25 protein-coding genes are annotated in these 24107 nt (G+C 30.2%); 21 read left to right on the forward strand and 4 right to left on the reverse strand.

Going from position 1 to position 24107, the window contains the following annotated elements; genetic code table 11:
• The first annotated feature begins 9 nt into the window (after positions 1–9).
• The 12 genes from CLOTH_RS01250 (at position 10) to CLOTH_RS01305 (ending at position 12226) form a co-directional block, all read left to right on the forward strand.
• A complete protein-coding gene (locus CLOTH_RS01250) occupies positions 10–834 on the forward strand; it encodes a purine-nucleoside phosphorylase (protein WP_079410409.1) in 825 nt (274 codons plus the stop codon).
• Positions 834–2159, forward strand: a complete 1326-nt coding sequence (locus CLOTH_RS01255) for a pyrimidine-nucleoside phosphorylase (protein WP_079410411.1) — start codon at positions 834–836, stop codon at positions 2157–2159. Before CLOTH_RS01250 ends, CLOTH_RS01255 begins: the two co-directional genes overlap by 1 nt.
• Positions 2160–2267: 108 nt before the next feature.
• Positions 2268–3278, forward strand: a complete 1011-nt coding sequence (gene mltG, locus CLOTH_RS01260; protein WP_079410413.1) for an endolytic transglycosylase MltG — start codon at positions 2268–2270, stop codon at positions 3276–3278.
• Positions 3279–3315: 37 nt separating this feature from the next.
• Entirely contained in the window at positions 3316–4002 is a 687-nt protein-coding gene (locus CLOTH_RS01265; protein WP_331721976.1) for an O-methyltransferase, read from the forward strand.
• A 13-nt stretch (positions 4003–4015) separates the two neighbouring features.
• On the forward strand, positions 4016–5251 hold the full coding sequence (locus CLOTH_RS01270; RefSeq protein ID WP_331721954.1) for a peptidase U32 family protein: 1236 nt from the start codon (positions 4016–4018) through the stop codon (positions 5249–5251).
• Positions 5244–5879, forward strand: coding sequence for a uridine kinase (udk, locus tag CLOTH_RS01275; RefSeq protein WP_079411071.1), 636 nt, complete (start codon positions 5244–5246; stop codon positions 5877–5879). The genes CLOTH_RS01270 and udk overlap by 8 nt, the downstream gene beginning before the upstream one ends.
• Positions 5880–5937: 58 nt before the next feature.
• A complete protein-coding gene (locus CLOTH_RS01280) occupies positions 5938–7611 on the forward strand; it encodes a peptidoglycan D,D-transpeptidase FtsI family protein (protein ID WP_079410417.1) in 1674 nt (557 codons plus the stop codon).
• 76 nt (positions 7612–7687) lie between these two features.
• Positions 7688–8329, forward strand: a complete 642-nt coding sequence (sigK, locus tag CLOTH_RS01285) for an RNA polymerase sporulation sigma factor SigK (RefSeq protein ID WP_079410419.1) — start codon at positions 7688–7690, stop codon at positions 8327–8329.
• Positions 8330–8440: 111 nt separating this feature from the next.
• A complete protein-coding gene (locus tag CLOTH_RS01290; protein WP_079410421.1) occupies positions 8441–9124 on the forward strand; it encodes an N-acetylmuramoyl-L-alanine amidase in 684 nt (227 codons plus the stop codon).
• A gap of 100 nt (positions 9125–9224) precedes the next feature.
• Positions 9225–10181 (forward strand): acyl-CoA dehydratase activase-related protein, encoded by a 957-nt coding sequence (locus CLOTH_RS01295; RefSeq protein WP_079410423.1) that lies wholly within the window; start codon positions 9225–9227, stop codon positions 10179–10181.
• Positions 10153–11268 carry an acyl-CoA dehydratase activase-related protein gene (locus CLOTH_RS01300; protein ID WP_079410425.1) on the forward strand — a complete coding sequence of 372 codons (1116 nt, stop codon included), beginning with the start codon at positions 10153–10155 and terminating at the stop codon, positions 11266–11268. The genes CLOTH_RS01295 and CLOTH_RS01300 overlap by 29 nt, the downstream gene beginning before the upstream one ends.
• Positions 11243–12226 carry an acyl-CoA dehydratase activase gene (locus CLOTH_RS01305; RefSeq protein WP_079410427.1) on the forward strand — a complete coding sequence of 328 codons (984 nt, stop codon included), beginning with the start codon at positions 11243–11245 and terminating at the stop codon, positions 12224–12226. The genes CLOTH_RS01300 and CLOTH_RS01305 overlap by 26 nt, the downstream gene beginning before the upstream one ends.
• A gap of 20 nt (positions 12227–12246) precedes the next feature.
• On the opposite strand, the gene CLOTH_RS01310 is transcribed toward CLOTH_RS01305, so the two are convergent.
• A complete protein-coding gene (locus tag CLOTH_RS01310; RefSeq protein ID WP_079410429.1) occupies positions 12247–13425 on the reverse strand; it encodes an MFS transporter in 1179 nt (392 codons plus the stop codon).
• A gap of 155 nt (positions 13426–13580) precedes the next feature.
• On the opposite strand from CLOTH_RS01310, the gene CLOTH_RS01315 reads away from it, so the two are divergent.
• The 6 genes from CLOTH_RS01315 (at position 13581) to CLOTH_RS01340 (ending at position 19651) form a co-directional block, all read left to right on the forward strand.
• On the forward strand, positions 13581–15254 hold the full coding sequence (locus CLOTH_RS01315; RefSeq protein WP_158080432.1) for a methyl-accepting chemotaxis protein: 1674 nt from the start codon (positions 13581–13583) through the stop codon (positions 15252–15254).
• Between the two features lie 32 nt (positions 15255–15286).
• Positions 15287–15520 (forward strand): 5' nucleotidase, NT5C type, encoded by a 234-nt coding sequence (locus tag CLOTH_RS01320; protein ID WP_331721977.1) that lies wholly within the window; start codon positions 15287–15289, stop codon positions 15518–15520.
• Positions 15521–15627: 107 nt separating this feature from the next.
• On the forward strand, positions 15628–16824 hold the full coding sequence (locus CLOTH_RS01325) for an MFS transporter (protein ID WP_079410435.1): 1197 nt from the start codon (positions 15628–15630) through the stop codon (positions 16822–16824).
• A gap of 125 nt (positions 16825–16949) precedes the next feature.
• A complete protein-coding gene (locus CLOTH_RS01330) occupies positions 16950–18251 on the forward strand; it encodes an NfeD family protein (RefSeq protein WP_331721978.1) in 1302 nt (433 codons plus the stop codon).
• Position 18252: 1 nt separating this feature from the next.
• Positions 18253–19245, forward strand: coding sequence for a flotillin-like protein FloA (floA, locus tag CLOTH_RS01335; protein WP_079410439.1), 993 nt, complete (start codon positions 18253–18255; stop codon positions 19243–19245).
• Between the two features lie 13 nt (positions 19246–19258).
• Entirely contained in the window at positions 19259–19651 is a 393-nt protein-coding gene (locus tag CLOTH_RS01340; protein ID WP_079410441.1) for a hypothetical protein, read from the forward strand.
• A 102-nt stretch (positions 19652–19753) separates the two neighbouring features.
• Here CLOTH_RS01340 and CLOTH_RS01345 read toward each other — a convergent pair whose 3' ends face one another.
• The 3 genes from CLOTH_RS01345 to CLOTH_RS01355 form a co-directional block, all read right to left on the reverse strand.
• Positions 19754–20506, reverse strand: coding sequence for a TSUP family transporter (locus CLOTH_RS01345; RefSeq protein WP_079410443.1), 753 nt, complete (start codon positions 20504–20506; stop codon positions 19754–19756).
• 111 nt (positions 20507–20617) lie between these two features.
• Positions 20618–20992, reverse strand: coding sequence for a class II SORL domain-containing protein (locus CLOTH_RS01350; RefSeq protein WP_079410445.1), 375 nt, complete (start codon positions 20990–20992; stop codon positions 20618–20620).
• Between the two features lie 68 nt (positions 20993–21060).
• Positions 21061–21561, reverse strand: coding sequence for a 4Fe-4S binding protein (locus CLOTH_RS01355; RefSeq protein ID WP_079410447.1), 501 nt, complete (start codon positions 21559–21561; stop codon positions 21061–21063).
• A gap of 152 nt (positions 21562–21713) precedes the next feature.
• Between CLOTH_RS01355 and CLOTH_RS01360 the strand changes: the two genes are divergently transcribed.
• The 3 genes from CLOTH_RS01360 to CLOTH_RS01370 are packed head-to-tail and all read left to right on the forward strand — an operon-like array spanning position 21714 to position 24096.
• Positions 21714–21950 carry a YabP/YqfC family sporulation protein gene (locus CLOTH_RS01360; RefSeq protein WP_079410449.1) on the forward strand — a complete coding sequence of 79 codons (237 nt, stop codon included), beginning with the start codon at positions 21714–21716 and terminating at the stop codon, positions 21948–21950.
• 12 nt (positions 21951–21962) lie between these two features.
• Positions 21963–23132 carry a sporulation protein YqfD gene (gene yqfD / locus CLOTH_RS01365; RefSeq protein WP_158080434.1) on the forward strand — a complete coding sequence of 390 codons (1170 nt, stop codon included), beginning with the start codon at positions 21963–21965 and terminating at the stop codon, positions 23130–23132.
• Entirely contained in the window at positions 23104–24096 is a 993-nt protein-coding gene (locus CLOTH_RS01370) for a PhoH family protein (RefSeq protein WP_079410453.1), read from the forward strand. Before yqfD ends, CLOTH_RS01370 begins: the two co-directional genes overlap by 29 nt.
• Positions 24097–24107 lie beyond the last annotated feature (11 nt).

Genomic DNA, 24107 nt, shown 5'->3' on the forward strand with positions numbered 1-24107 from the left:
AGGATTATTATGAATATCCAAAAGATAAATGAAGCTGCACAGTTCATAAGCTCTAAAATTAATTTTACTCCTGATATAGGACTTATACTAGGATCAGGTCTTGGAGTATTAGGTGATGAAATAGAAGACCCAACTATAATAAAATATGAAGAAATTCCAAACTTCCCAGTATCAACAGTAGAAGGACATGCAGGACAACTTGTAATAGGTAAATTAGAAGGAAAAGATGTAGTAGCTATGCAGGGAAGATTTCATTACTATGAAGGATATAATATGGATGAAGTTACATTTCCTGTAAGGGTAATGAAAGCACTCGGAGTTAACATATTAATAGTTACAAACGCATGTGGAGGACTTAATCCTAATTTCTATGCAGGAGCTTTAATGCTTATAAATGATCACATAAACTTTACTGGAGCTAATCCACTTATCGGTCCAAACAATAATGATCTTGGAGTGAGATTTCCAGATATGTCAAGGGCATATAATTCTGATTTAATAGACCTAGCAAAGGAAGTTGCTAATGATTTAGGAATAGAAGTATTTGAAGGTGTATATACAGCTATATCTGGCCCAAGCTATTTTTCAAAAGCAGAACTTAATATGTTAACAGTTATGGGATCAGATACTATAGGAATGTCAACAGTTCCAGAAGTTATAGTAGCTAGACATAGCAATATGGCTGTTCTTGGAATTTCATGCATAACAGATATGGCAATTCCAAATGAGCATCTTGAAGTTTTAACACATGAACAAGTTATGAGAGTAGCTCAAGAAGCTAGACCAAAGTTTATATCGCTAGTTAAAGGAATAGTAAAAGAGGTGTCAATATAATGAGAATGTACGATATAATAAAAAAGAAAAGGGACGGACATGAACTTAACAAAGAAGAAATAAACTTTTTTGTTGAGGGATATTCAAAAGGAGAAATACCTGATTATCAAGTATCAGCATTGCTTATGGCAATATTCATAAGAAAAATGAGCAAACAGGAAACTGTTTACTTAACAGATGCAATGATGAGATCGGGTGAAGTTATAGATTTATCTAAAATAGATGGTATAAAAGTAGATAAGCACAGTACTGGTGGAGTAGGTGACAAGACTACAATAGCGTTAGCTCCTCTTGTAGCGTCTTGTAACGCTCCAGTTGCTAAAATGTCTGGTAGAGGACTTGGACACACTGGTGGTACATTAGATAAACTTGAAGCTATACCAGGATTTTCCATAGAAATGGAACAAGAGAAATTCACAAACAATGTAAATAAAGATAAGGTTGCAGTATGTGGTCAAACTGCATCTATAGTGCCTGCAGATAAGAAATTATATGCATTAAGAGATGTAACAGCAACTGTTGATAATATTTCATTAATTGCTAGTAGTATAATGAGTAAAAAACTTGCTTCAGGTGCAGATGCTATATTATTAGATGTAAAAACTGGTAGTGGAGCGTTTATGAAAGATCTTGAAGATTCTTTTGCACTTGCTAAAGAAATGGTTGATATAGGAAATGGAATGGAAAGAGAAACTATAGGTATAATAACTGATATGGATCAACCATTAGGTTACGCAGTAGGAAACTCTCTAGAAGTTATAGAAGCTATAGATACATTAAAAGGTCAAGGACCTAAAGATTTTACAGAGCTTTGCTTAAACTTAGGAGCTTATATGTTGATATTAGCTAAAGTTAGTGATAACTATGAAGATGCAAGAAAAATGTTAGAAGAATCTATATCTTCAGGTAAGGCTTTAGAAAAACTAAAACAATTTATAACTGCACAGGGAGGAAACCCAGAGGTTGTAGATAACTACGATTTATTCCCAGGTGCATCGCATATAGTAGAATTAAAATCTCCTAAGAGAGGATATATATCTAAGATTGAAGCGGAAGAAGTAGGAATAAGTGCTTTAATATTAGGAGCAGGAAGAGAAACTAAAGAAAGTGAAATAGATTTAGGAGCAGGAATAATACTGCGTAGAAAAGTAGGAGACTTTGTAGAAGAAGGGGAAACTTTAGCTCATATGTATTTAAATGATATATCAAAGCTTGAAAGTGGACAAAATAGACTTTTAGGAGCATACACAATAGAAGATACTAAGCCACAAGAAAGAAAATTAATATACGGAATAGTTACTAAAGATGGTATAGAAAGATTCTAATTAAAAGAGCAAGGAAATCCTTGCTCTTTTTCAATTTCTTACTATTGTAAAAATAAGTCTAAAATTATATAATTATATAGATAAATAACTTTAGAATGAGGTAATGTCATGAAAAAAAGACAAAGAGCTGTATTGATGATAGTCACTTTTTTTATTCTAAGTGCCGCTTATTTTTACAATCAAGTAGGTCCATATGATAAAAATAGTGGCGATGAAATATTAGTAGAAATACCAAAGGGAAGTTCGCTTTACAAAATATCTGATATTTTATTTGAAAATAATTTAATAAAAAGTAAGTTATTTTTTATAAACTTGTCTAAAATAACGAATATGGATAGAAATATACAGGCAGGCACATATAAAATTCCTCAGTACTTTTCTAACAAAGATATACTAAAGCTTCTAAATTCAGGTGATGTTTATAGAGATTTTGTAACTGTTACAATTCCAGAAGGATTTGAATTAGTTCAAATAGCACAGAGATTATCTGAACAAGGTCTTGTAAATAGAGAAAAATTTATAGAATTAGCTAATAATGTAGAGATTTTTAGAAAAGAGTTTGAGTTTTTAAATGAGGAAGACATCATTTCTTTAGAAGGGTATTTGTTTCCAGACACATACTTTATTGATAAAAGCTACTCAGAAAAAACTATAATAAGAATAATGTTAAATAGATTTAAAGAAATATATAGTGATGAATATAAGGCTAGACAAAAAGAATTAGGACTTTCTTTAAACGAACTTATAACAATGTCTTCTATTATAGAAAGAGAAGCACAAGTTAAAAATGAAAGAGTATTAATTTCGGCTGTATTCCACAATAGAATAAATATAGATATGCCACTTCAATCATGTGCTACAGTTCAGTATGTAATTGGAGAGAGAAAACCTGTCCTATCATATAACGATATACAAATAGATTCTCCCTACAATACCTACAAAAACAAAGGATTGCCTCCAGGGCCTATAGCATCACCAGGAGAAGCAGCTATAAAAGCAGCTTTATACCCAGCAGATGTTAATTACCTTTATTTCGTAGCTAAAAAAGATGGAAGCCATAGCTTTGCAACAAATTATAGTGATCATCTTAAGAATAGAAGAGAAAATTTAGGACGATAGGTGGATATTACCACCTATTTGTTGTGAATAGGAAATTATAAACAAGGGATTTGTTAGAAAGGATGGTTTTGTGAGTAATATAGTTAATGAATTAGTTGAGAAATATATACAAGACACTCTAAAAAGTGAAATTCATTTGTCACAAATGGAAGAGTATGCAAAAGAAAATAATGTTCCTATAATTCAAAAGGAAGTTGCCAAGTTTCTAAAAGTTCTTCTAAAAACGCATAGACCAAAGAGAATATTAGAAGTAGGAACTGCTATAGGATACTCATCTATATTGTTTGCTTCTAGCTTAGATAATAAATGTGAGATAATTACGATAGAAAGAAATGAAAATATGATAAAAAAAGCTGGTGAAAATATAGAATTGTTCGGGCTTAACACCAATATAACAATTCTAGAAGGAGATGCTGAGGAAAAGCTAAAAGAAGTAACTGGAGAATTTGATATGATATTCTTAGATGCAGCTAAGGGTCAATACAAACTATTTTACGATTTAGTTATAGACAAACTAAAAGTAGGTGGACTTTTAATATCAGATAATATACTTTACAAAGGTATGGTAGCTAGCGATGAATTTCTAGTCAAAAGAAAAAAAACAATAGTAAAAAGAATGAGAGATTACCTTGAATATATATGTAGTTGTGATTATCTTGATACAAGTTTGATTCCAATAGGTGATGGAGTAGCACTAAGTTATAAAAATGGAGAAAGTAAATAAAGAGGTGATTGAATTGGAAAAAGTAGAATTACTTGCTCCAGCTGGAGATTTAGAAAAATTAAAAATGGCAATTATTTACGGTGCAGATGCTGTATACTTAGGTGGAGAAGCATTCGGACTTAGAGCAGGTTCTAAAAACTTCACAAAAGAGCAAATGGAAGAAGGAGTGAAGTTTGCTCATGAAAGAGGAAAAAAGGTATATGTAACAGTGAATATAATACCTCATAATGAAGATTTTATTGGACTTAGAGAGTACCTTAAAGACTTAGAAAAGGTAGGAGTAGATGCAGTAATAGTTTCAGATCCTGGAGTTTTGTATGTAGTAAAAGAAGTGATACCTAATATGGAGGTACATTTAAGTACACAGGCAAATACTACAAACTATATGAGTGCTAAGTTTTGGTATGATCAAGGAATAAGTAGAGTTGTAGTTGCAAGGGAGCTATCATTAAGCGAGATAAAAGAAATAAGAGATAACATACCTAAAGATATGGAAATAGAAGCGTTCGTACATGGTGCTATGTGTATTTCGTATTCAGGAAGATGTCTTATAAGTAACTATATGACAGGAAGAAATGCAAATAAGGGAGAATGTGCACATCCTTGTAGATGGCAATACAGTTTAGTCGAAGAGAAAAGACCAGGAGAATATTATCCAATATATGAAGATGAAAGAGGAACGTTTTTTTTCAATTCCAAGGATCTATGTCTGATAGAATATATACCAGATTTAATAAATGCTGGCATTAAAAGTCTAAAAATAGAGGGTAGAATGAAAACATCTTACTATGTTGCTAGTATAGTAAGAGCATATAGAATGGCTATAGATGAATATTATAAAAATCCTGATAACTGGAAATTCAATCCTATGTGGTTAGAAGAGATAAAAAAAGCTAGTCATAGAGATTTTACAACTGGATTTAGTTTTGAAAAGCCTGGTGCTGATGAACACCACTATGGGTCAAGCTCATATATAAGGAACTATGATTTTATAGGACTTGTTAAAGAATACGATGAAAGCAGCGAAATAGCCATAGTAGAACAAAGAAATAGAATGTTCAAGGGTGAAGAAATAGAAATAATGGGCCCTAATATAGAAACTAAAAATGCGGTTATAGAAAATATGTGGACATTAGATGATGAAGAAATAGAAGTTGCACCACATCCAAAGCAGATAATAAAGATGAAACTTAGCGTACCAGTCAAAGAAAACTATATGTTGAGGAAGGAGATTAAAGATGATAAATAGGCCATTAATAGTTGGAATAACGGGAGGATCAGGATCAGGAAAAAGCACAGTAGTACAATCTATTCTAGAAAGCGTACCAAAAGAAAGTATATCTATGATAGAACAAGATGCCTATTATAAAGATCAAAGTCATCTTCCTATGGAGGAAAGATTAAATACAAACTATGACCACCCACTAGCTTTTGACAATGATCTATTAATAAGTCATTTGAAAGATCTAATCAATGGAAAAAGCATTCAAAAACCAGTATATGACTTTGAAAATCATACAAGAAAGCAAAGCGAAACAGTACAAATAAACTCAACTGATATAATAATTGTTGAAGGAATAATGATTTTAGAAGATGAAAGATTAAGAGATATGCTTGATATAAAAATATTTGTAGATACAGACCCTGACCTTAGAATACTTAGAAGAATTCAAAGAGATATAAAGGAAAGAGGGAGAACTGTAGACTCTGTAATAGATCAGTATCTTTCAACGGTAAGACCTGCACATATGCAATTTATTGAGCCATACAAAAGATATGCAGATATAATAATGCCAGAAGGTGGATACAACACAGTAGCGATAGATATAGTTGTTGCAAAAATAAAATCTATAATACAATCAAAAGTTAAGAGATAATAGGTATTAGCCCCTTGCTATTTGGGAAAAATAATTTATCATAGCAGGGGGTGTTTTAATGGACAAAAACGAAAAAAAGATTATGCACAAGAGGTTATATATAGCATTTTATTTATTTATATTTATGTTTGTATATATTACAGCAAAGCTAGCATATATTCAAATCTATAAAGGAGAAGAATATTATAATAGAACTATAAGACAGAGTGAAATTAGGGTAGACTTAACAAGTAATAGAGGAATTATATATGATCGAAATAATATTCCTTTGACTGATAAAGATAAAGATAGAGTACTTGTAATATTGAAAAATAGACTGTTTGTTCATTCATCAGCAAGTATTTTAGATAAAGAAACTATAAAACTATTAAGGGACATTACTAGAATGTCTGAGGAAGAAATATATAGAGAACTTCAAAAGCCATCTGATCTTATTGAATTTGATATAAGACATATAAATGATGACTTAGAAAAAAAAATAAAAAGCAAAAGGGGAATTTTAATAGTTGAAAAGACATTTAGATATTCTAAGGAAAATATTTTATCTCACGTAATAGGATATATAAATTTATACGATAGAGTCGGTGTAAGTGGAATAGAAAAATCCAAGGATAAATATCTAAAAAATCAAGAAAGGGAATATGTAGAGGCATTTGTAGACGCACATAATAATGTAATTGCTGGAAGTTTTAGAGAGAATACAGATAATGTCCCAAGAACAAAACATATAAAAACTACTATAGACTACAATATACAAAAAGCTGTAGAAGAGGTTATGGATAAAAATAGAGTAAATGGAGCTGTAGTTGTATCTAGCGTCACAACAGGAGAAATTTTGGCTATGGCATCAAGACCAAACTTTAATGTATATAGACTTGAAGATTATGTGAGAAGCTCTGGAGATGAGTTACTAAATAAAGCTATACAATGCACATACCCCCCAGGATCAGTATTCAAAATAATAGTAGCCCTTGCTGCACTTGAAGAAGGATTAGTAGATGAAAATGAAGTATTTGATTGCTCTGGAGAAACAGATGTAGATGGATTAACTGTTAGATGTTGGAAAGAAGATGGACATGGAGAGCAAACATTTGCAGAGGCATTCTACAACTCTTGCAATACAACATTTGTAGAAATAGGGCAGAGAATAGGAAGCAAAAAGATACTCGATATGGCAAGAAGAATGGGACTTGCAGATAAGGTTGGAATTGGTCTTGATGAGGAGAAATCAGGAACACTTCCAAAAGGAGATAGAATAAAAGGAAATGCAATATCAAATATATCTATAGGTCAAGGAGATATAGAAGTTACACCACTACAAGTAAATCAAATGACGCAAATAATTGCAAATAATGGTGTATATAATAGATTATACTTATTTGACTCTGTACTAAACCAAAATATGAGAGAGATAGAAAGTTTTCCGGTAGATAAAGAAGAAGTAGTTATATCACCCTTTATAATAAATAGAGTTAGAGATCTTATGGAAGGTGTTGTCAGTCAAGGAACAGCACAAACAGCTAAAGGACTAGAAGGAGAGAGTGCGGGAAAGACAGGATCTGCAGAAAGCTCAATAAATGGAAAACGAGTAGTTCATGGATGGTTTACTGGATATTATCCATTTATTAAACCTAAGTATGCAATAACTGTATTCGTTTATGATGGAAGATCAGGAGGAGGAGCAGCTGCTCCTATATTCAAAGAAATTCTAGAAAAGATAAACCAAAACTAAATAAAAAGTACATGCACAATATAAAATTCACCCTCATATAATATAAAATGATTTGTAGGTTGGGGGTGAATTTCTATTGACGTCTACAAAGTCTTTTCCTAAGCCATTAACCCCTAAAGAAGAACTTGAATATCTAAAGAAATTCAAATCTGGAGAAACAGAATTTAAGACTATACTAATAGAAAGGAATTTAAGATTAGTAGCTCATATTGTTAAAAAGTATACTAACTACCAAGAAGATGCAGAAGACCTCATATCTATAGGAACGATAGGATTAATAAAAGCAATAGAAACGTATAATATAGAAAAAGGAACTAGATTAGCTACCTATGCAGCAAGATGTATAGATAATGAAATACTTATGACACTTAGAGCGAACAAAAAAAATAAAAGCGAAGTGTCACTACATGACCCTATAGGAATAGATAAAGAAGGAAATGAAATAACTCTTATGGATATACTAGGAAGTGAACTTGATGACGTTATAGACGAAGTAGAACTAAAAATTAAAATAAAAAAACTATACGAAAAAATCAATAATATACTGACAAATAGAGAAAAAGAGATAATAGAATTAAGATACGGGTTAACACCTAGTGGCTATAGAACACAAAGAGATATAGCAAAAAGACTTCAAATATCAAGATCGTACGTATCAAGAATAGAAAAAAGAGCATTAAAGAAATTGAAAAAGTGCTTAGGAAGTGAAAGAGATTAAAAAAACTCCCTCGTTTATATAAACGGGGGAGTTTTTATATAGCACATTGAGAGTTTTTTAAGCATATTAAATATTGAGGGCAAAAACATAGAATTTTCAGGAGGGGATTGTGTGGCTAAAATATTTATAGATGCTGGGCACGGTGGAGCAGATCCAGGAGCAACATATCGAGATAGACTAGAAAAAGATGATAATTTAGAAATAGCTAGGCTTATTGTTAATGAAATTAAAAGACATAATATTGAAGTTATAGAATCAAGAAAAGAGGATGTAGCTGTTTCACTTCAACAAAGAGCAGTGCTAGCAAATTCAAGCAATGCAGATTACTTTATATCTATTCATAGAAATGCATCTATGCCAGAGCAGGGTCAAGGAGTAGAAACATATGTATTTGAGAATGCATCGACAAAATCAAGGCAATTAGCCCAAAAAGTACAAGAAAGATTAGTTGAATTAGGATTTAGAAATAGAGGTGTTAAAACAGCTAACTTTTATGTACTAAGACAAACAAAAATGCCTGCCATTTTAATAGAACTTGGATTTATAGATAATACAAATGATAATAATTTATTTGACAATAAAAAAGATGAAATAGTAAAAGCTATAGTTATATCTATACTTGATGCAGTTGGTGTAGAATATCAAGAACAAAATCAAGCGAATACAGGTAAAAAGATAGTATATAGAGTTATGGCAGGGTCTTTCAGTAGTAGGGAAAATGCACAAAGACAAGTTGATAGACTAAAACAAGCTGGATTTGACGCAATTATAATGACATTTGAAATAGATTCATAAAAAATTAATCCCTCGTTTTACAAAACGGGGGATTTTTGTATAAAATGCACTAAAATTTACAATACTAGCTAATGTGTGAAAAAATATTTGGAGGTAAGATATGTCAATAAAGATTGGAATACCTAGAGCACTTCTATTTCATAAATATTCTACATTATGGATAACATTTTTTGAAGAACTAGGTGCAAATGTAATAGTTTCTGAAGAAACAAACAAAAGGATTCTAAATGAAGGAACTAATAATAGTGTGGATGAAGCATGTATCCCAGTAAAATTATTTCACGGACATGTATTAAGCTTAAAAGATAAAGTTGATTACATATTTATTCCAAGGATTGTAGGGCTACATAAAGGAGAATATATTTGTCCTAAATTTTCTGGCCTTCCTGAAATGATTAAATATTCATTGAAAGATTTACCTAAAATAATAGATACAGAAATAAACTTTATAAAATCAATTGAAAAGCTTAATGATACAGTACAGAGTATAGGAAGATATGTAACTAATGACAATAAAAAAATTATGTATGCTTGGGAAAAGGCATATGAAAATTATAAAATGGATAACCTTAGATTAAATGAAAAATTTTTAGATATAAATTTATCAAACAATAAAAAGATTATGGTTATGGGACATCCTTACAATTTATATGATAGATATATGAATATGAGTGCTATAGATAAGATTAAGTCTAAAGGATTAAATGTAGTAACTCCAGAGATGATAGATAGTGTCACTATTAACGAGAATTCAAAGAAATATAAAGGAAAGATATTTTGGGCATTTGCAAGGAAGCTAATTGGAACAACTATGTACTTAATTGAGAAGAACAATATTGATGGAGTTATATATATTTCGTCTTTTGGTTGTGGTATTGATTCTGTTGTAGGAGAAACGGTAGAAAGAATTATAAGAAGAGAAAGCAACATTCCATATATGCTGCTAACGCTAGATGAGCATAGTGGAGAAGCTGGAGTTAATACGAGGCTTGAGGCGTTTATTGATATGATTAAATGGAGGGAAAAAGATGAAAATAACATTTCCGCACATGGGTAATATATATATTCCTCTAAAAGTGATTTTTGAAGAGCTAGGAGCAGATGTAATTGTTCCACCTAAATGCAATAAAAAGGCACTCGAAATTGGAACAAAATATTCTCCAGAACTTATTTGTATCCCATTCAAAATGAATATTGGAAATTACATACAAAGTATTGAAAAGGGTGCAGATGCAATATTCATGCTAGGTGGATGTGACGTTTGCAGATTTGGAATGTACAACGTCTTGCAAAAGGATATCTTAAATGATTTGGGATATAACGTTGATATGATATGCACAAATTCCTTTTCTAATTCAAAGGAAATAAAGAGTTTTATAGAAAATTTAAAAAGAATATCAGGAGAGAGCAACTATATAAAGTTATTAGATACTTTTAGAAAGGGAGTAAAAATTTTATTTGAGATAGACGATTTTGATGATATTGTAAACAAAATAAGACCAAGAGAAATAAATAAAGGTGAAGTAGATAGATTATATAGTCAGTTTGAAAATAAGATAAACACTGCAAAAGGTTATAAAGATACTTTAAGTATAATAAAAGAATATAAAATGAAATTAAATGAGATTGATATAGATAAAGAAAAAGATGTATTAAAAATAGGATTAATTGGAGAAATATATACAGTTATAGAGCCATTTATCAACCTAAACCTAGAAAAAAAACTAGGGAATATGGGTATCGAGGTACATAGATCTATAACTAGTAGTGAATTTTTAAAGGAACAAATTGACTTTTTGCCATTTGTTAAATCTGAAAAGGAAGAGGTACACAAAGCAGCAAGTCCTTATCTAAACCTTCAGATTGGAGGACATGCCCTTTCTACAGTAGGCAATGCTGTTAGATACAGCGAAAAAGAATATGATGGAGTTATTCACCTTTTGCCGTTTACTTGTATGCCTGAAATAGTTGCACAAAGTATTCTTCCTACAATAGAAAAAGAAAAGGATATACCTATATTAACACTTGTTTTAGATGAAATGACTGGGGAGGGCGGTTACTTAACTAGGATAGAAGCTTTTGTAGATTTACTAACAAGAAGAAGAGAGGTTATGGCAAATGAAAAAAGTTTATCTTGGAATTGATGTGGGATCTGTAAGCACTAATATAGTCATTATAGATGAAAATAAAGAAGTAATTCAAAAGCTATATATAAGAACTATGGGAAATCCTATAAAAGTATTAAAAGAAGGACTAAAGATTACAAAACAAGCGTTAGATAATTTAGATTATAAAGTTAAGGTATCAGGAGTTGGTAGCACAGGAAGCGGTAGAGATCTTGCAGGTGTAATGGTAGGTGCAGATGTTGTAAAAAATGAAATAACAGCTCACGCTATAGCTGCTTTAAACTTTGTACCAGGGGTTAGGACTATCTTAGAAATAGGAGGTCAAGATTCGAAAATTATCATTCTTAAAAATAATGTTATTAGTGACTTTGCAATGAATACAGTTTGTGCGGCTGGAACAGGCTCATTTTTAGATAGACAAGCAGCTAGGTTAGGTATTCCTATAGAAGAATTCGGAAATAAAGCACTTAATGCTACTACACAAGTAAGAATTGCTGGAAGATGTGCTGTGTTTGCAGAATCAGACATGATTCATAAGCAGCAGTTAGGATATAGTCAAGAAGATATAATAAATGGTCTTTGTGAAGCTTTAGTTAGAAATTATTTAAATAATTTAGCAAAAGGAAAACAAATTCAAGGGCCAGTAGTATTCCAAGGTGGAGTAGCAGCAAATGTTGGGATTAAAAAGGCTTTTGAAAACGCACTTAAATGTGAAGTATACGTTCCACAGCATTACAATGTTATGGGAGCTCTAGGAGCTGCTTTACTAGCTAAAAAGGAAGTTGAAAATATAGGTAAAACTAAATTCTTAGGATTTGAAGTAGCAGATAGTGATTTTAAAGTTAGTGGATTTGAATGTGATGATTGCCCAAATGTTTGTGAGGTTGTAGGTATCTATAAAGATGAAGAATTATCTGCAAGGTGGGGAGATAAGTGTGGTAAGTGGAAGGATTTAACTGTAGAATATAGCTGTTAACTAAAATAGGCTAGGGACACCTAGTCTATTTTAGTATTTAATACACTCAACTTTCTAAGAAAATAAATAGATATAAATTGACTACATGATATGAATAGTAAAAAATAGTTTAAAGCCCTAGAATTCTTTACAAATGTCAAAAGCCCAATCAATATAAAAGTGCTAATTATACGACCTATGTTGAGTGCTATATCTTTGTTTATTATATACTCAATTCTCATACACTCCTCATGCTCCTTATCTAATATATTAAATGAAGCTGAATTCATTGGAATATAAAAAAACGGAAAGAACATAGGATTTACAATCATGAATATAAGTAAAGTTATAAAACTTATATTTACAACTATTCCGATTGTGGAAAGAAACATAAAGACTGCTCCTATATATAAAGATATCATTCTTCTTTTAGGTTTTATTATTCTTTGTTCTATGTAATATGCAGCTGAAGAAATAAGGCTGGTTAAAAGCGTAAGCCTACCTAGAGTTATCTCACTTTTAGTAGTTGTGTAAATTAGTATAGTTACTACAAAAAATATTATAACGTCTCTGAATCCGTAAGCTATAAAACTCTTTTGGATATACCCCCATTCTGAGCTATTTCTTCCAAATACTTTCCTGAAATCTAGATTCTTATCGAAATTCTTTGATTTTAGAATCAAACTTACTAATATCAATATTATAAATAATGCTAATGATATACCAAAAACAATAGTATATCCTAGGCCTTTGTAATTTTCTATTATATATGATGCGGAAAATGGAGCTATAGCAGCGGCTATTCCACATACAAAACCATTAAAACCATTAAATGTATCTCTATTGTTAGTTGAAGTGAAGTCATAGCTTAACACATTATAAGACAGCCAGTAAAATCCTGAAGCTATGCCAAATAATATACCAAGGGGATATACATAAGATATAACGTTATCTTTAAACCAAAGAATAAATACAAAGAACACAATAAAGAAAAAGATACCTATTCTAAGGGACCAAATTCCATTTTTTCTTTTAGAGATATATCCACCAACAATGAACATAAGTGGAGTAAAAATATAATGCATTAGATTATATTTACATATCAATATGAAGTCGTTAGAGTTTTTCCATAAGAATATATTTACGAATATATTAGATATACCAATAGCTAGGGTAAACAGTGCTGCGATAAGTAGTAGTATTTTAGCTTCCTTTGACATAACATCCTCCAATCTAAAAGTATGATATATATATTTTTAGATTTTATCTTTATAATATACAAGCAAGCTTGAAAAGAATAAGGAAAAAATATTTTTTCAAATATTAGACAAATTATGAGTTTATTTGTATAATGAATATTAAAGGAGGATGGGACATGAAGAAAAATAGACTAATCGTAACTATGGTTGCAATTATAGTGCTTATACCAGTACTTTTATCTTTGGGAGTAGGCAAAATTTCATCAAATTATGTAAATAGTGGTATGGAATTTGGCAAAATAGTATTATTTATCAACTTATTTTATGGAATATCAATTGTAGTTATTACTGGAATTTTAGTATTTTTAGTTATCTCGTTAGTTATGAAGGATGTAACTAAAATGAGTGATAGAACGTATTATATGTCTGAAGGAGATTTAACTAAAAAGCTAGATGAAAATAGTAATGTATTTTTGAATAAGCTTTCCGTAAACGTTAACTATTTACTTTTGAGATTCAGAGGGTTAATATGTCAAATAATTACTATGACAGAAAAAGTAATAGATTACTCAAAGTACTTAAATGAAGCTTCTAATAAAGTTAATACATCTTCTGATGAAACTACTACAGCTATTAATGAAATATCAGCTGACATGACAGATCAAATGAATGCTATATCAAAGGCTAAGAATTACTCACTAGAAATAGTAGATAGCTCTAAGAACATATCTATTCAAGGAGAATCCATAGAAAATATGGCTTCAGCTATGGTTGATGTAGTTCAAAGTAGTTATGAAAATTTTGAGGCATTGATAGATAGAATGAACAAATCTACATCATCAAGTCTAGATATAGCTCTCAAAATGAAGAACCTAGAAGAAAGAGCATTTAAAATACAAAATATAGCTGATACAGTTAAGAAAATAAGTGAAAGCACTAACTTACTAGCACTAAATGCATCTATTGAGGCAGCAAGAGCAGGAGAGGCTGGAAAAGGTTTTTCAGTTGTTGCAGATGAAGTTAGAAAACTTGCAGAGATTTCTTCTAATCAAGCTAAAGAGATAGAAATTATAATAAACGATGTTAAAAATGAAATCATAAATATAGCTTCAAGTGTAAATGAAGAAGTTGAAAATATGAAAGAAGATATTGAGTTCTCAAAGAGAACAAGACAATCTCTAAATGACATTATAGACAAAACAAAGGACACATTCGAAGCTATAAAAAATATAAACAACATAATAGAAGATCAGGTAAATAAGATAGAACAGATAGATTCTATAATGAATGATATATCTCAGATATCAGAAAATACTACTGCAGCAACTCAACAGGTTGCAGCCTCAGCTGAAGAGCAGTCTATAGCGATTGAAAATATAGTAAGCTCTATAAGAAACTTAACAAAAATGAATGAAGATATAAAGAAATATGTTGATTCATTTACTAAAAACTATGAAGTTGACAGTGAAACAAGAAAGTACATAGATAATGGATTAAAGGCTTTAATAGAAGTGTCAAAAGATAGCAGATTAGCAACTATGGACTATAATATAGCAACTAAAGCATTAAAAGAAAGAATAAAGGAACATCCATACTTTGAATTATTTGCAGCTATGGATAAAGATGGTACAAGAAAGGCAGTAACAATAGATTACTCGGATACTAATGAAGTATTCCAAAACTTTGCTCATAGACCATATTTCATGTCAGCTATAAATGGAAAGCCGTTCACATCACAGCCATATATATCTGTAGATACAAATAGTTACTGTATAGCAATAGCTGTACCTGTAAAAAATGATAATGGTGAAATAGTAGGTATATTACAAGGTGATTTGACATTAGGTTAGTTTAGAATGAAAACAATATACCTTATGATGAAATATTTGTTTTAGGATCTCATTACAAAGTTGGAAAAGCAAAAGAGTTAAGATGTGATATATTCATTGAAGATAGCTACAAAAATGCTATTGAATTATCAAATGCAGGATTTACAGTTATACTTATGGATACTAACTACAACAGGCTGCCTATAAATGAAAGAATTATAAGAGTTAGTAATTGGCAAGAAATATATGAAATAATTGCAAATATGGAACTAGAAAATGCGAGCTAGAGAAAATATATATTTCTCTAGTTTTTATTTTAAACTTTAAAAAAAAGGATTATGATCAGTTTTATTGAATTTAAACTGGTAGCATTATAATTTTAGGAGATAAGAAAATGAAAAATAATAAAAGGTATTTTATACTTATATCATTAGTTGGGGCACTTATACTTGTATTTATACAAAGACTTTATATAGGAATTATGCAGGATTATTTAATTGAAAAGTTGGGTTTGACATTACGACAATTAAGTAATCTATCATCATCTACACTATATGGGTATGCTATAATGCAAATTCCAGTAGGAATTTTAGTAGACAAGGTAGGAGTAAGAAAAGTAACTATATGGGGTATGGCCTTAACATTTTTGTCATCTATACTATTTACATATGCTACAAGTTATACATTAGCAATTGTAGCTAGATTTTTTATAGGTGTAGGAACTTCTGTTGTAGTAGTGTCTATTATGAAAGTTCAGGCTTTATGGTTTGATAAAAAGGACTTTTCTAAACTATCATCGATAGTTTCTTTTATTGGCAATTTGGGTATGCTTCTAGCTACTGTACCTCTTGCATATTTTATTTCTATATTTGGTGAAAAAAATGCACTTATAGCTATTATAGTTTTAACATTTATGGTACTAGCATCTGTAGTACTGTTTGTGGAGGATAAAAATATAGAAAAAGAAGAACAAGAAAGTAGGGTGTTTAATAGTATAAAAGAGGTAGTACTCAATAAATGTACTTATCCACCATTACTTATAATAATGTTTTTTGTAAGCACCATGACTTCATTTACAAGTATTTGGGGGATAACATATCTTGTAAATGAATATTCATTATCTACTATAGACGCATCTAAATATATGTCATTTTTATCTTTAGGATTTATATTAGGAGCTTTTTTAGTTGGTGTTATGGATAAAGTGTTTAAAGGTGATTACAAAAAGAATTTAAAATTATTTACGTTTATATATCTACTTTTGTGGGTATATGTACTTATAATAAAAAAAGGAAATGTAAATCTAAGAATACTACCTATAATATTCATTTTAATGGGTATATGTATAATGTTTCATTTACTTGCATTTACAGCTGTTAAGGATGTAAATAAATTGGAGAACTCTGGAGTAGCTACTGCAACTATAAATATGAGCGAATTTATAGGAAGTGGCATATTAAATTTAGCAATTGCTTTATTAATAGATAGTAACTTTTCATATTCAGGTTCATTATTTGTAATAATAATTTATAGTTTTATTTCATTTATATCATCATTATTTATAGATAAGAGCAATCTAGACTTAGAATGATTTGTTTTTGTTATATTTTTAGTGTAAAATTAAATATAATTAAAATGGAAAATATAATATCAATAAAGTATAATAAATATATACTTGTTAAATTAAGAACATTTGGGGGTGATTTGTTGAAAAGAGTGTTCGCATTTTTGGCACTGTTAACTACTGTATTATCCATACTTTTCAATCCTTTTATGGGTAGCATGGTTTTTTCTCAAGCAAATAAATCTGCATACGTTGTAAACATAAAGGGAGAAATTAATCCTGGAACTTACTACTATGTTAGAAATTCAATAGAAAAAGCGCAAAATGAAGATGCTGATTTGATAGTATTTGAGATAGATACAATGGGAGGAAGGGTAGATTCTGCTGTTAATATAAGTGATGCTATAGTTTCAGCAGGTATACCTACAGTTGCTTATATAAATAAAAAAGCAGAATCAGCAGGAGTTTTAATAAGTATATCATGTGACAAAATATATATGGCACAAGGCTCTACTATAGGATCAGCAGAGACTATTCCCTATACAGAAAAGAATATATCTTACTGGACCAGTCAATTAAGAACAGTTGCACAGCAAAAAGGAAGAGATTCTGATGTAGTTGCTGCTATGGCTGATAGAGATATAAAAATAGAGGGGCTTGTAGATAAAGGAAAACTTCTGAATTTAACTAGTGAAAATGCTAAAGAAATAGATTTTATAGACGGAATAGCAAACTCTAGAAATGAAGTATATTCAGATATCAAAATGAATAATGTTACTGAAATAGTAGTAGAAAAAACTTTGTTCGATGAATTTGTAAATATAATCAATTTAACATTTATAGCTCCTGTGCTACTATCAATAGGATTTATAGGGCTTATTACAGAAATTATAACACCTGGATTTGGAATAGGTGGTATAATTAGTATATTAGGTTTTGGATTATTCTTTGGAGGTTCAGTATTAGGAGGAAGTGCTAGTACGTTTGTACTTTTTATATTTTTGATAGGGTTAATATTCTTAGTACTTGAAGCTTTGGCTCCTGGATTTGGAATATTTGGAATATCAGGAATACTAGCTGTAGTAGTTAGTATAATAATGGCTTCAAACTCTCTATTACAGGCTTTTGCATATATGTTTGTAGCATTTATAATAACAATAATTGCAACTGTGTTTTTAATCAAAAAACTTCCTAAAAGAAAGATATCAAAAACTTTACTTCTTGAAACTAAGTTAAATAAAGAAGGTGGTTTTGTTCCTTATAAAGAAAATACTGATTATATAGGGAAAGTAGGAAATAGCGTATCAGATTTAAGACCTTCTGGTAAAGTGCAGATAGGAAATGAAATTTTAGATTGCATTTCAGAAACTTCCTATATAGAAAAAAATAAGGCAGTAAAAATTATCAAAATAGATGGAAATAAAATAATAGTAAGAGAAATTAAGGAGGGGTAATATGGTTTTTGTTGGTCCAATTATAGGTGTATTTTTAATTATTTTACTTTTATCATTATTTTTTAGTTTTATCCCAGTAGGTCTTTGGATAACAGCTTTATTTTCAGGAGTAAAAATATCTATATTAACACTTATTGGAATGAGATTTAGAAGAGTTACACCGGCTCACATAGTTAATCCTATGATTAAAGCAACTAAGGCTGGACTAAATATAAGTATAGATAAGCTTGAAGCTCATTATCTAGCAGGTGGAAATGTAAACTCTGTTGTTGATGCATTAATAGCTGCCCAAAGAGCTAATATAAATTTAGAGTTTGAGCAAGCAGCAGCTATAGATCTTGCAGGTAGGGATGTTTTAGAAGCTGTTCAAGTAAGTGTAAACCCAAAAGTTATTGAAACACCAAGAATTGCAGCAGTTTCAAGAGATGGTATAGAAGTTATAGCAAGAGCTAGAGTTACAGTTAGAGCTAATATTGAAAGACTTGTTGGGGGAGCTGGAGAAGAAACTATAATAGCAAGAGTAGGAGAAGGTATAGTAACTACTGTAGGTTCATCTGATAGTCACAAAGCAGTACTTGAAAATCCTGATAGAATTTCTAAAACAGTTTTAGATAAAGGATTAGACTCTGGAACAGCATTTGAGATACTTTCTATAGACATTGCTGATGTAGATGTAGGAAGAAATATAGGAGCACAGCTTCAAACAGACCAAGCGGAAGCAGATAAGAAAATAGCACAAGCAAAAGCTGAAGAAAGAAGAGCTATGGCTATTGCAAGAGAGCAAGAAATGAAAGCTATGGTAGAAGAAATGAGAGCTAAAGTTGTAGAATCAGAAGCTCAAATACCACTTGCTATATCAGAAGCATTTAGAAATGGAAACTTAGGAGCATTTGATTACTATAATCTAAAAAATACAATGGCAGATACTAACATGAGAGAGTCTATAGCAAAGGTAAGTGATAAGAAAGAACAAAAGCCTAACCAAAAGCTATAAAGGGCGTGGTTAAATGGAAAATATACTAATTTTTATCATTATAGCATTATTTAATGCATTTATAGGAAGTAAGAAAGAAAAAAAAGGGTCATTTTTGAGAGATTTTGATCTAGATGATGTATTTGAAAATATCAGAAATAAGATAGAAAACATAGACATTAAGCTACAACCCCAAAGTGTAGAAATCAAAAATGAAACTTACAATGAGCATAAATATGAAGAAAAGAAAGAAAAGTTAAGTGATAATTTTTTAGAAAAAGTAGACAAAGAGCATAAGAAAGTAATAAAAAATGATTACGAAGATGATACTGATGATGATACATTCGATTTATTTAGTGATGTTGAAGATATAAAAAGAGGATTAATCATGAGTGAAATTCTATCAAAACCAAAGAGTCTTAGATGAAAAATGACACCTTTTTAAAGGTGTCATTTTTTATAATGAATAGGAAATTATAAACTTTTTGAATTAAAGTCTACCTTTAAAATCTTTCAAAGAAAGACTTTTTTATACTATAAGACTTGCAAGCATTTTTCCTGCAACTGCTAGTGACATGGTAACGAATATAGGTTTTATTAGTTTTGTTCCTTTGTTTAAGGCAAGTTTTGTTCCTACAGTTGCTCCTAAAATCATACAAATAGCAACAGGTAAGCCCATAAGATAATCAATTTTGCCATTTAAAGCAAACATAAATAAAGAGGTTACATTACTAACAAAATTCAATACTCTTGCATTTCCCCCAGCTCTAGTAAAATCAAAACCATAGATATATATAAGTCCGAATATTAAGAAAGAACCTGCTCCAGGGCCAAAGAATCCATCATAAAAGCCTAAACAAAAGGACAATAATATTGAAAGAAATATACTTCTTTTAGTTACTTTATCAAATTTATCTTCCTGACCTATTGATTTTGAAAACAAGCTATATACTCCTACGAAAAGAACCAAAACTAGCACCATTGAATAAAGATACTTTTGGTCTATATAAAGCACTGTATTTACACCAAATATAGATCCTAATAATGTAAATGGAATAAGCATTTTTAGTATACTAAAATCTACTTTCCCTGATTTAGCATACCTAATTGAGCTTGTAAAAGATGCAGTACTTGATGCAAACTTATTAGTTCCAAGTGCAAGATGAGGAGAAACTCCAGCCATCAAAAACGCAGGTAAACTAATAAGCCCCCCACCTCCAGCTATAGAATCGACCAAAGCAGCTAAAAAGCCGGCAATGCATAAAAATATTAAATTTTCCAATACAAACTCCTCCCGAATATATAATATAAATACATATATATTTTATCATAGGGATAGTTTACTTAGCACAAAAAAATGCTCTTAAACTTAGTTTAAGAGCATCTAGAATATTTATTCAACAACTATATCTTTGCTATTTTCCCAAAGACCATGTATGTTACAATAACTTAAAGCGTAAATAGTACCAGATTTAGATAATTTTATACTAGATAGTCCTACAGATTCAGTGAAAATAGATCCTTCTCCATGAGCTGAGAAATTAAAGTTAGCAAGTTCTATAGGAAATTTATCACCTTGTGGATGGAAGAACACTTTTATCCATGATATGTGGTGTTCAAGAGTGTTAGGATGCTTAATCTCATCACCTATAGATACTTTAAGATCAAAATCTTCGTTAGATTTCACCTTTTCAGGAGCATGTATAACAGGAACGTGTTTTTCACCTTTCCAATCTCCAGTTTGTAAAAGTTGGCCTAGACTTTTCATATATAAAACCTCCCTAATAATTATCTGGTATTATTTATATCCTAAACATTTTATATTAATCAAAAAAGTTAAATATTTTTTTTTGATGGAGATTTAGATTTTTTAATTTGGCTATCTATAAGTCCAGTTGCGTGACCCATAGGACAAACTTGGCACCAAGACCTTGGCTTAAAGATTATACCCATGATTATACCTACTAAAAGTGATGCCATCATAAATCTAAAAAGTGAAAAACCTATCTTAGTAATATCAGGACCAGCATGAACAAGAGATATTGTTAGCATAGTCATCATAAGAATAAGCATTGTATTTTTAACAGTTTTCGATTTGAAAGACTTTGGTAAGTTATTATCCATGCTTATATTCTTTAAGAAATTTCCAAGTAAAGATCCACGTGGACAGTAGTGAGAACAATGAACCTTACCTCTACCTTTAACTGCATGATACATAGGAACAATCATGCATACAAATCCTAATACTCCAAAGCGTATATCCACAACTGAAAGAATTATAAATAGCATCATAAAAATCCAAGACCACTTCATATGAGATTTGTGTTTTGTTTTCATTTTCATACCTCCTAATTATTTTTATATTATAATATTACAATATAACGATAAATATGTCAATAAAATTTTGAGTTATTCTAAACCCTTATATATTAAAATTTGTAATCAAATAGCTAAAGAGTCATAAAATTATATAAGAGGGAGGTGGGTTAATGTTCGACTTACCAAGTGATTTAGAAATTACTTTACCTAGAGTAACAACTATTGGAAATAAGTGTATAAAGATAGAAAATTATATAGGTATAATAGAGTACTCAGATAAAGTAATTAAAATAAGTACAAAAACGAATACACTTAAAATACAAGGGGATAACTTATTAATAAAATATATAACCGAAGAAGATGCATGTATAGAAGGAAAAATATATTCCATAGAATATTGGGTTTAAGGGGGCATAAAATTGTGGCAATACATAAAAGGGTTCTTGATAGTGACAATAGAAGGTTTAAATTTAGAAAGATTTATTAGCGAACTTGCAAAAAATGGTGTATATATTTTTAATATAAGAAGGATAACAAACACTAAAATAGAACTTTATATATATAAAAAAGATCTAACTAAGCTTGTTAGTATATATAAAAAATCTAATTATAACCTCAAAATCAAAAGGTCTGTAGGAATTCCGTTTGTGATGAAGCGAATATACAAAAGAAAACCTCTACTTATAGGAGGGGTTATATCCTTAGTTATATTATTATTACTAAGCACATTTGTAACTAATATCTATATTGATAGTCCAGAAGGCATAGATAAGGAAGCTATCAGGCAAGAAGTATATAAACTAGGATTAAAGCCATGGACAAATAAATATGTAATAGATAAGAAATTAATAAGAGATAAAATATTGCTTAGGTTTGATGATATTGCACATGTATCTATAAACATACAAGGAACTAATGCATATGTAGAAATAATAAAAAGAGCAGAAGAACCAAAAGAAAAAGAAAGATTAAGTTGTAATATAATTGCAGAAAAAAATGGTATAATAGAAAAGGTTATTGCTAGAAGAGGAGAGGCTTTAGTAAAAAGAGGAGACATAGTAAAAAAAGGAGATGTATTAATTGCAGGTGGAGATGTAGTAGCTAAGGGAGAGGTTCTTGCTAGAACATTTTATGAGACAAAAGAACAAGGAGTGTACATAGAAAAAATAAAAAATAAAACAGGAAATAAAAAAAGTGTAGTAACAATAAGTACGTTTGGTAAAAACTTTAGCTTAAAAAGAAATATAGATTATAAAAATTATATAGTAGATAAAAAAGTATATAATCTAGGATATAAAGAATATACAATACCAATCCAATTAGAAATACAAACATTTTATGAAGTAAATGTAAAAGAAATAAAGCAAGATTTATCACAACTTAAGGAGAATCTTAGAAAAAAAGCTCTAAAAAAAGTAGATTATTTAATACCAGCAGGGGCAAAAATAGTTAATGTAAGAGAAAATTACAAAGTAAATGGATATAATTTAGAGTTCACTATAACTGTAGAAACTTTAGAAAGCATAGGAAAAGAGGAAAAGGTAAAGGGAGGAACAGATATTGACAATACAGAAGAAAATAGAAATTAAAGATGAAGCATTTCAAAGAGAGTTATTTGGAAACTTTGATAAAAATATAAAGATAATTGAAGATAGATTAAATATAAATATAGTTTTAAGAGATGGGAATATAATTTTGATTGGAAATGAAGAAAATATAAATCAAGCACAGAAGCTTATAATGGAACTTGTAGAAGTAGTTAAAAAAGGGCAAAGCTTAAACACTCAAGATATAAGCTACTCTATAGATCTTTTGCTTGAAGGAACACAACACAAAATGAAAGAGTTAGCTGAGGATATAGTTGTTCTTACTGCTAAGGGTAATCCAATTAAGCCAAAAACATTAGGTCAAAAATCATATGTAGATTTAATAAAAAATAATGACATAACATTTGGTATAGGACCTGCTGGGACGGGAAAGACATACTTAGCTGTTGCTATGGCTGTAAAAGCATTTAGAAGAGATGAAGTATCAAGAATAATTTTGACTCGTCCAGCTGTTGAAGCAGGAGAGAGTTTAGGATTTTTACCTGGAGATTTAAAAGAAAAAGTAGATCCTTATTTAAGACCTTTATATGATGCTCTATTTGAGATAATAGGAGCAGAGAAATTTAACAAGTATATGGAAAGAGGAATGATAGAAGTTGCACCACTAGCTTACATGAGAGGTAGAACTTTAGATAATTCATTCATAATACTTGATGAGGCTCAAAATACAACTCCGCAGCAAATGAAAATGTTTCTAACTAGACTAGGATTTGGTTCAAAAGCAGTTGTAACAGGAGATATAACTCAAACAGATCTTCCAAGTGGGAAAAAATCAGGGCTTCTTCATGCACAGACCATACTAAAAGATGTAAAAGGGATAGGTATGATAAATTTAACAGAAAAAGATGTTGTAAGACATGAGCTAGTTCAAAGAATAATAAAAGCATATGAAAAATATGAGAAAAAAGAAGAATACAAAAAAAGTGTAAAAAATAATAAAAAGTAAGGAAAGGAGAG

The organism is Alkalithermobacter paradoxus, assembly GCA_002029295.1.
GTDB lineage: Bacteria > Bacillota > Clostridia > Peptostreptococcales > Peptostreptococcaceae > Alkalithermobacter > Alkalithermobacter paradoxus.

Coding starts and splice junctions, on each gene's coding strand:
- CLOTH_RS01360 (WP_079410449.1), top strand. CDS start 21,714: ATGTTCGACTTACCAAGTGATTTAGAAATTACTTTACCTAGAGTAACA.
- CLOTH_RS01355 (WP_079410447.1), bottom strand. CDS start 21,561: ATGAAAACAAAACACAAATCTCATATGAAGTGGTCTTGGATTTTTATG.
- CLOTH_RS01315 (WP_158080432.1), top strand. CDS start 13,581: ATGAAGAAAAATAGACTAATCGTAACTATGGTTGCAATTATAGTGCTT.
- CLOTH_RS01255 (WP_079410411.1), top strand. CDS start 834: ATGAGAATGTACGATATAATAAAAAAGAAAAGGGACGGACATGAACTT.
- CLOTH_RS01310 (WP_079410429.1), bottom strand. CDS start 13,425: ATGTCAAAGGAAGCTAAAATACTACTACTTATCGCAGCACTGTTTACC.
- mltG (WP_079410413.1), top strand. CDS start 2,268: ATGAAAAAAAGACAAAGAGCTGTATTGATGATAGTCACTTTTTTTATT.
- floA (WP_079410439.1), top strand. CDS start 18,253: ATGGTTTTTGTTGGTCCAATTATAGGTGTATTTTTAATTATTTTACTT.
- CLOTH_RS01340 (WP_079410441.1), top strand. CDS start 19,259: ATGGAAAATATACTAATTTTTATCATTATAGCATTATTTAATGCATTT.
- CLOTH_RS01300 (WP_079410425.1), top strand. CDS start 10,153: ATGAAAATAACATTTCCGCACATGGGTAATATATATATTCCTCTAAAA.
- CLOTH_RS01305 (WP_079410427.1), top strand. CDS start 11,243: ATGAAAAAAGTTTATCTTGGAATTGATGTGGGATCTGTAAGCACTAAT.
- CLOTH_RS01280 (WP_079410417.1), top strand. CDS start 5,938: ATGGACAAAAACGAAAAAAAGATTATGCACAAGAGGTTATATATAGCA.
- CLOTH_RS01325 (WP_079410435.1), top strand. CDS start 15,628: ATGAAAAATAATAAAAGGTATTTTATACTTATATCATTAGTTGGGGCA.
- CLOTH_RS01250 (WP_079410409.1), top strand. CDS start 10: ATGAATATCCAAAAGATAAATGAAGCTGCACAGTTCATAAGCTCTAAA.
- CLOTH_RS01295 (WP_079410423.1), top strand. CDS start 9,225: ATGTCAATAAAGATTGGAATACCTAGAGCACTTCTATTTCATAAATAT.
- CLOTH_RS01350 (WP_079410445.1), bottom strand. CDS start 20,992: ATGAAAAGTCTAGGCCAACTTTTACAAACTGGAGATTGGAAAGGTGAA.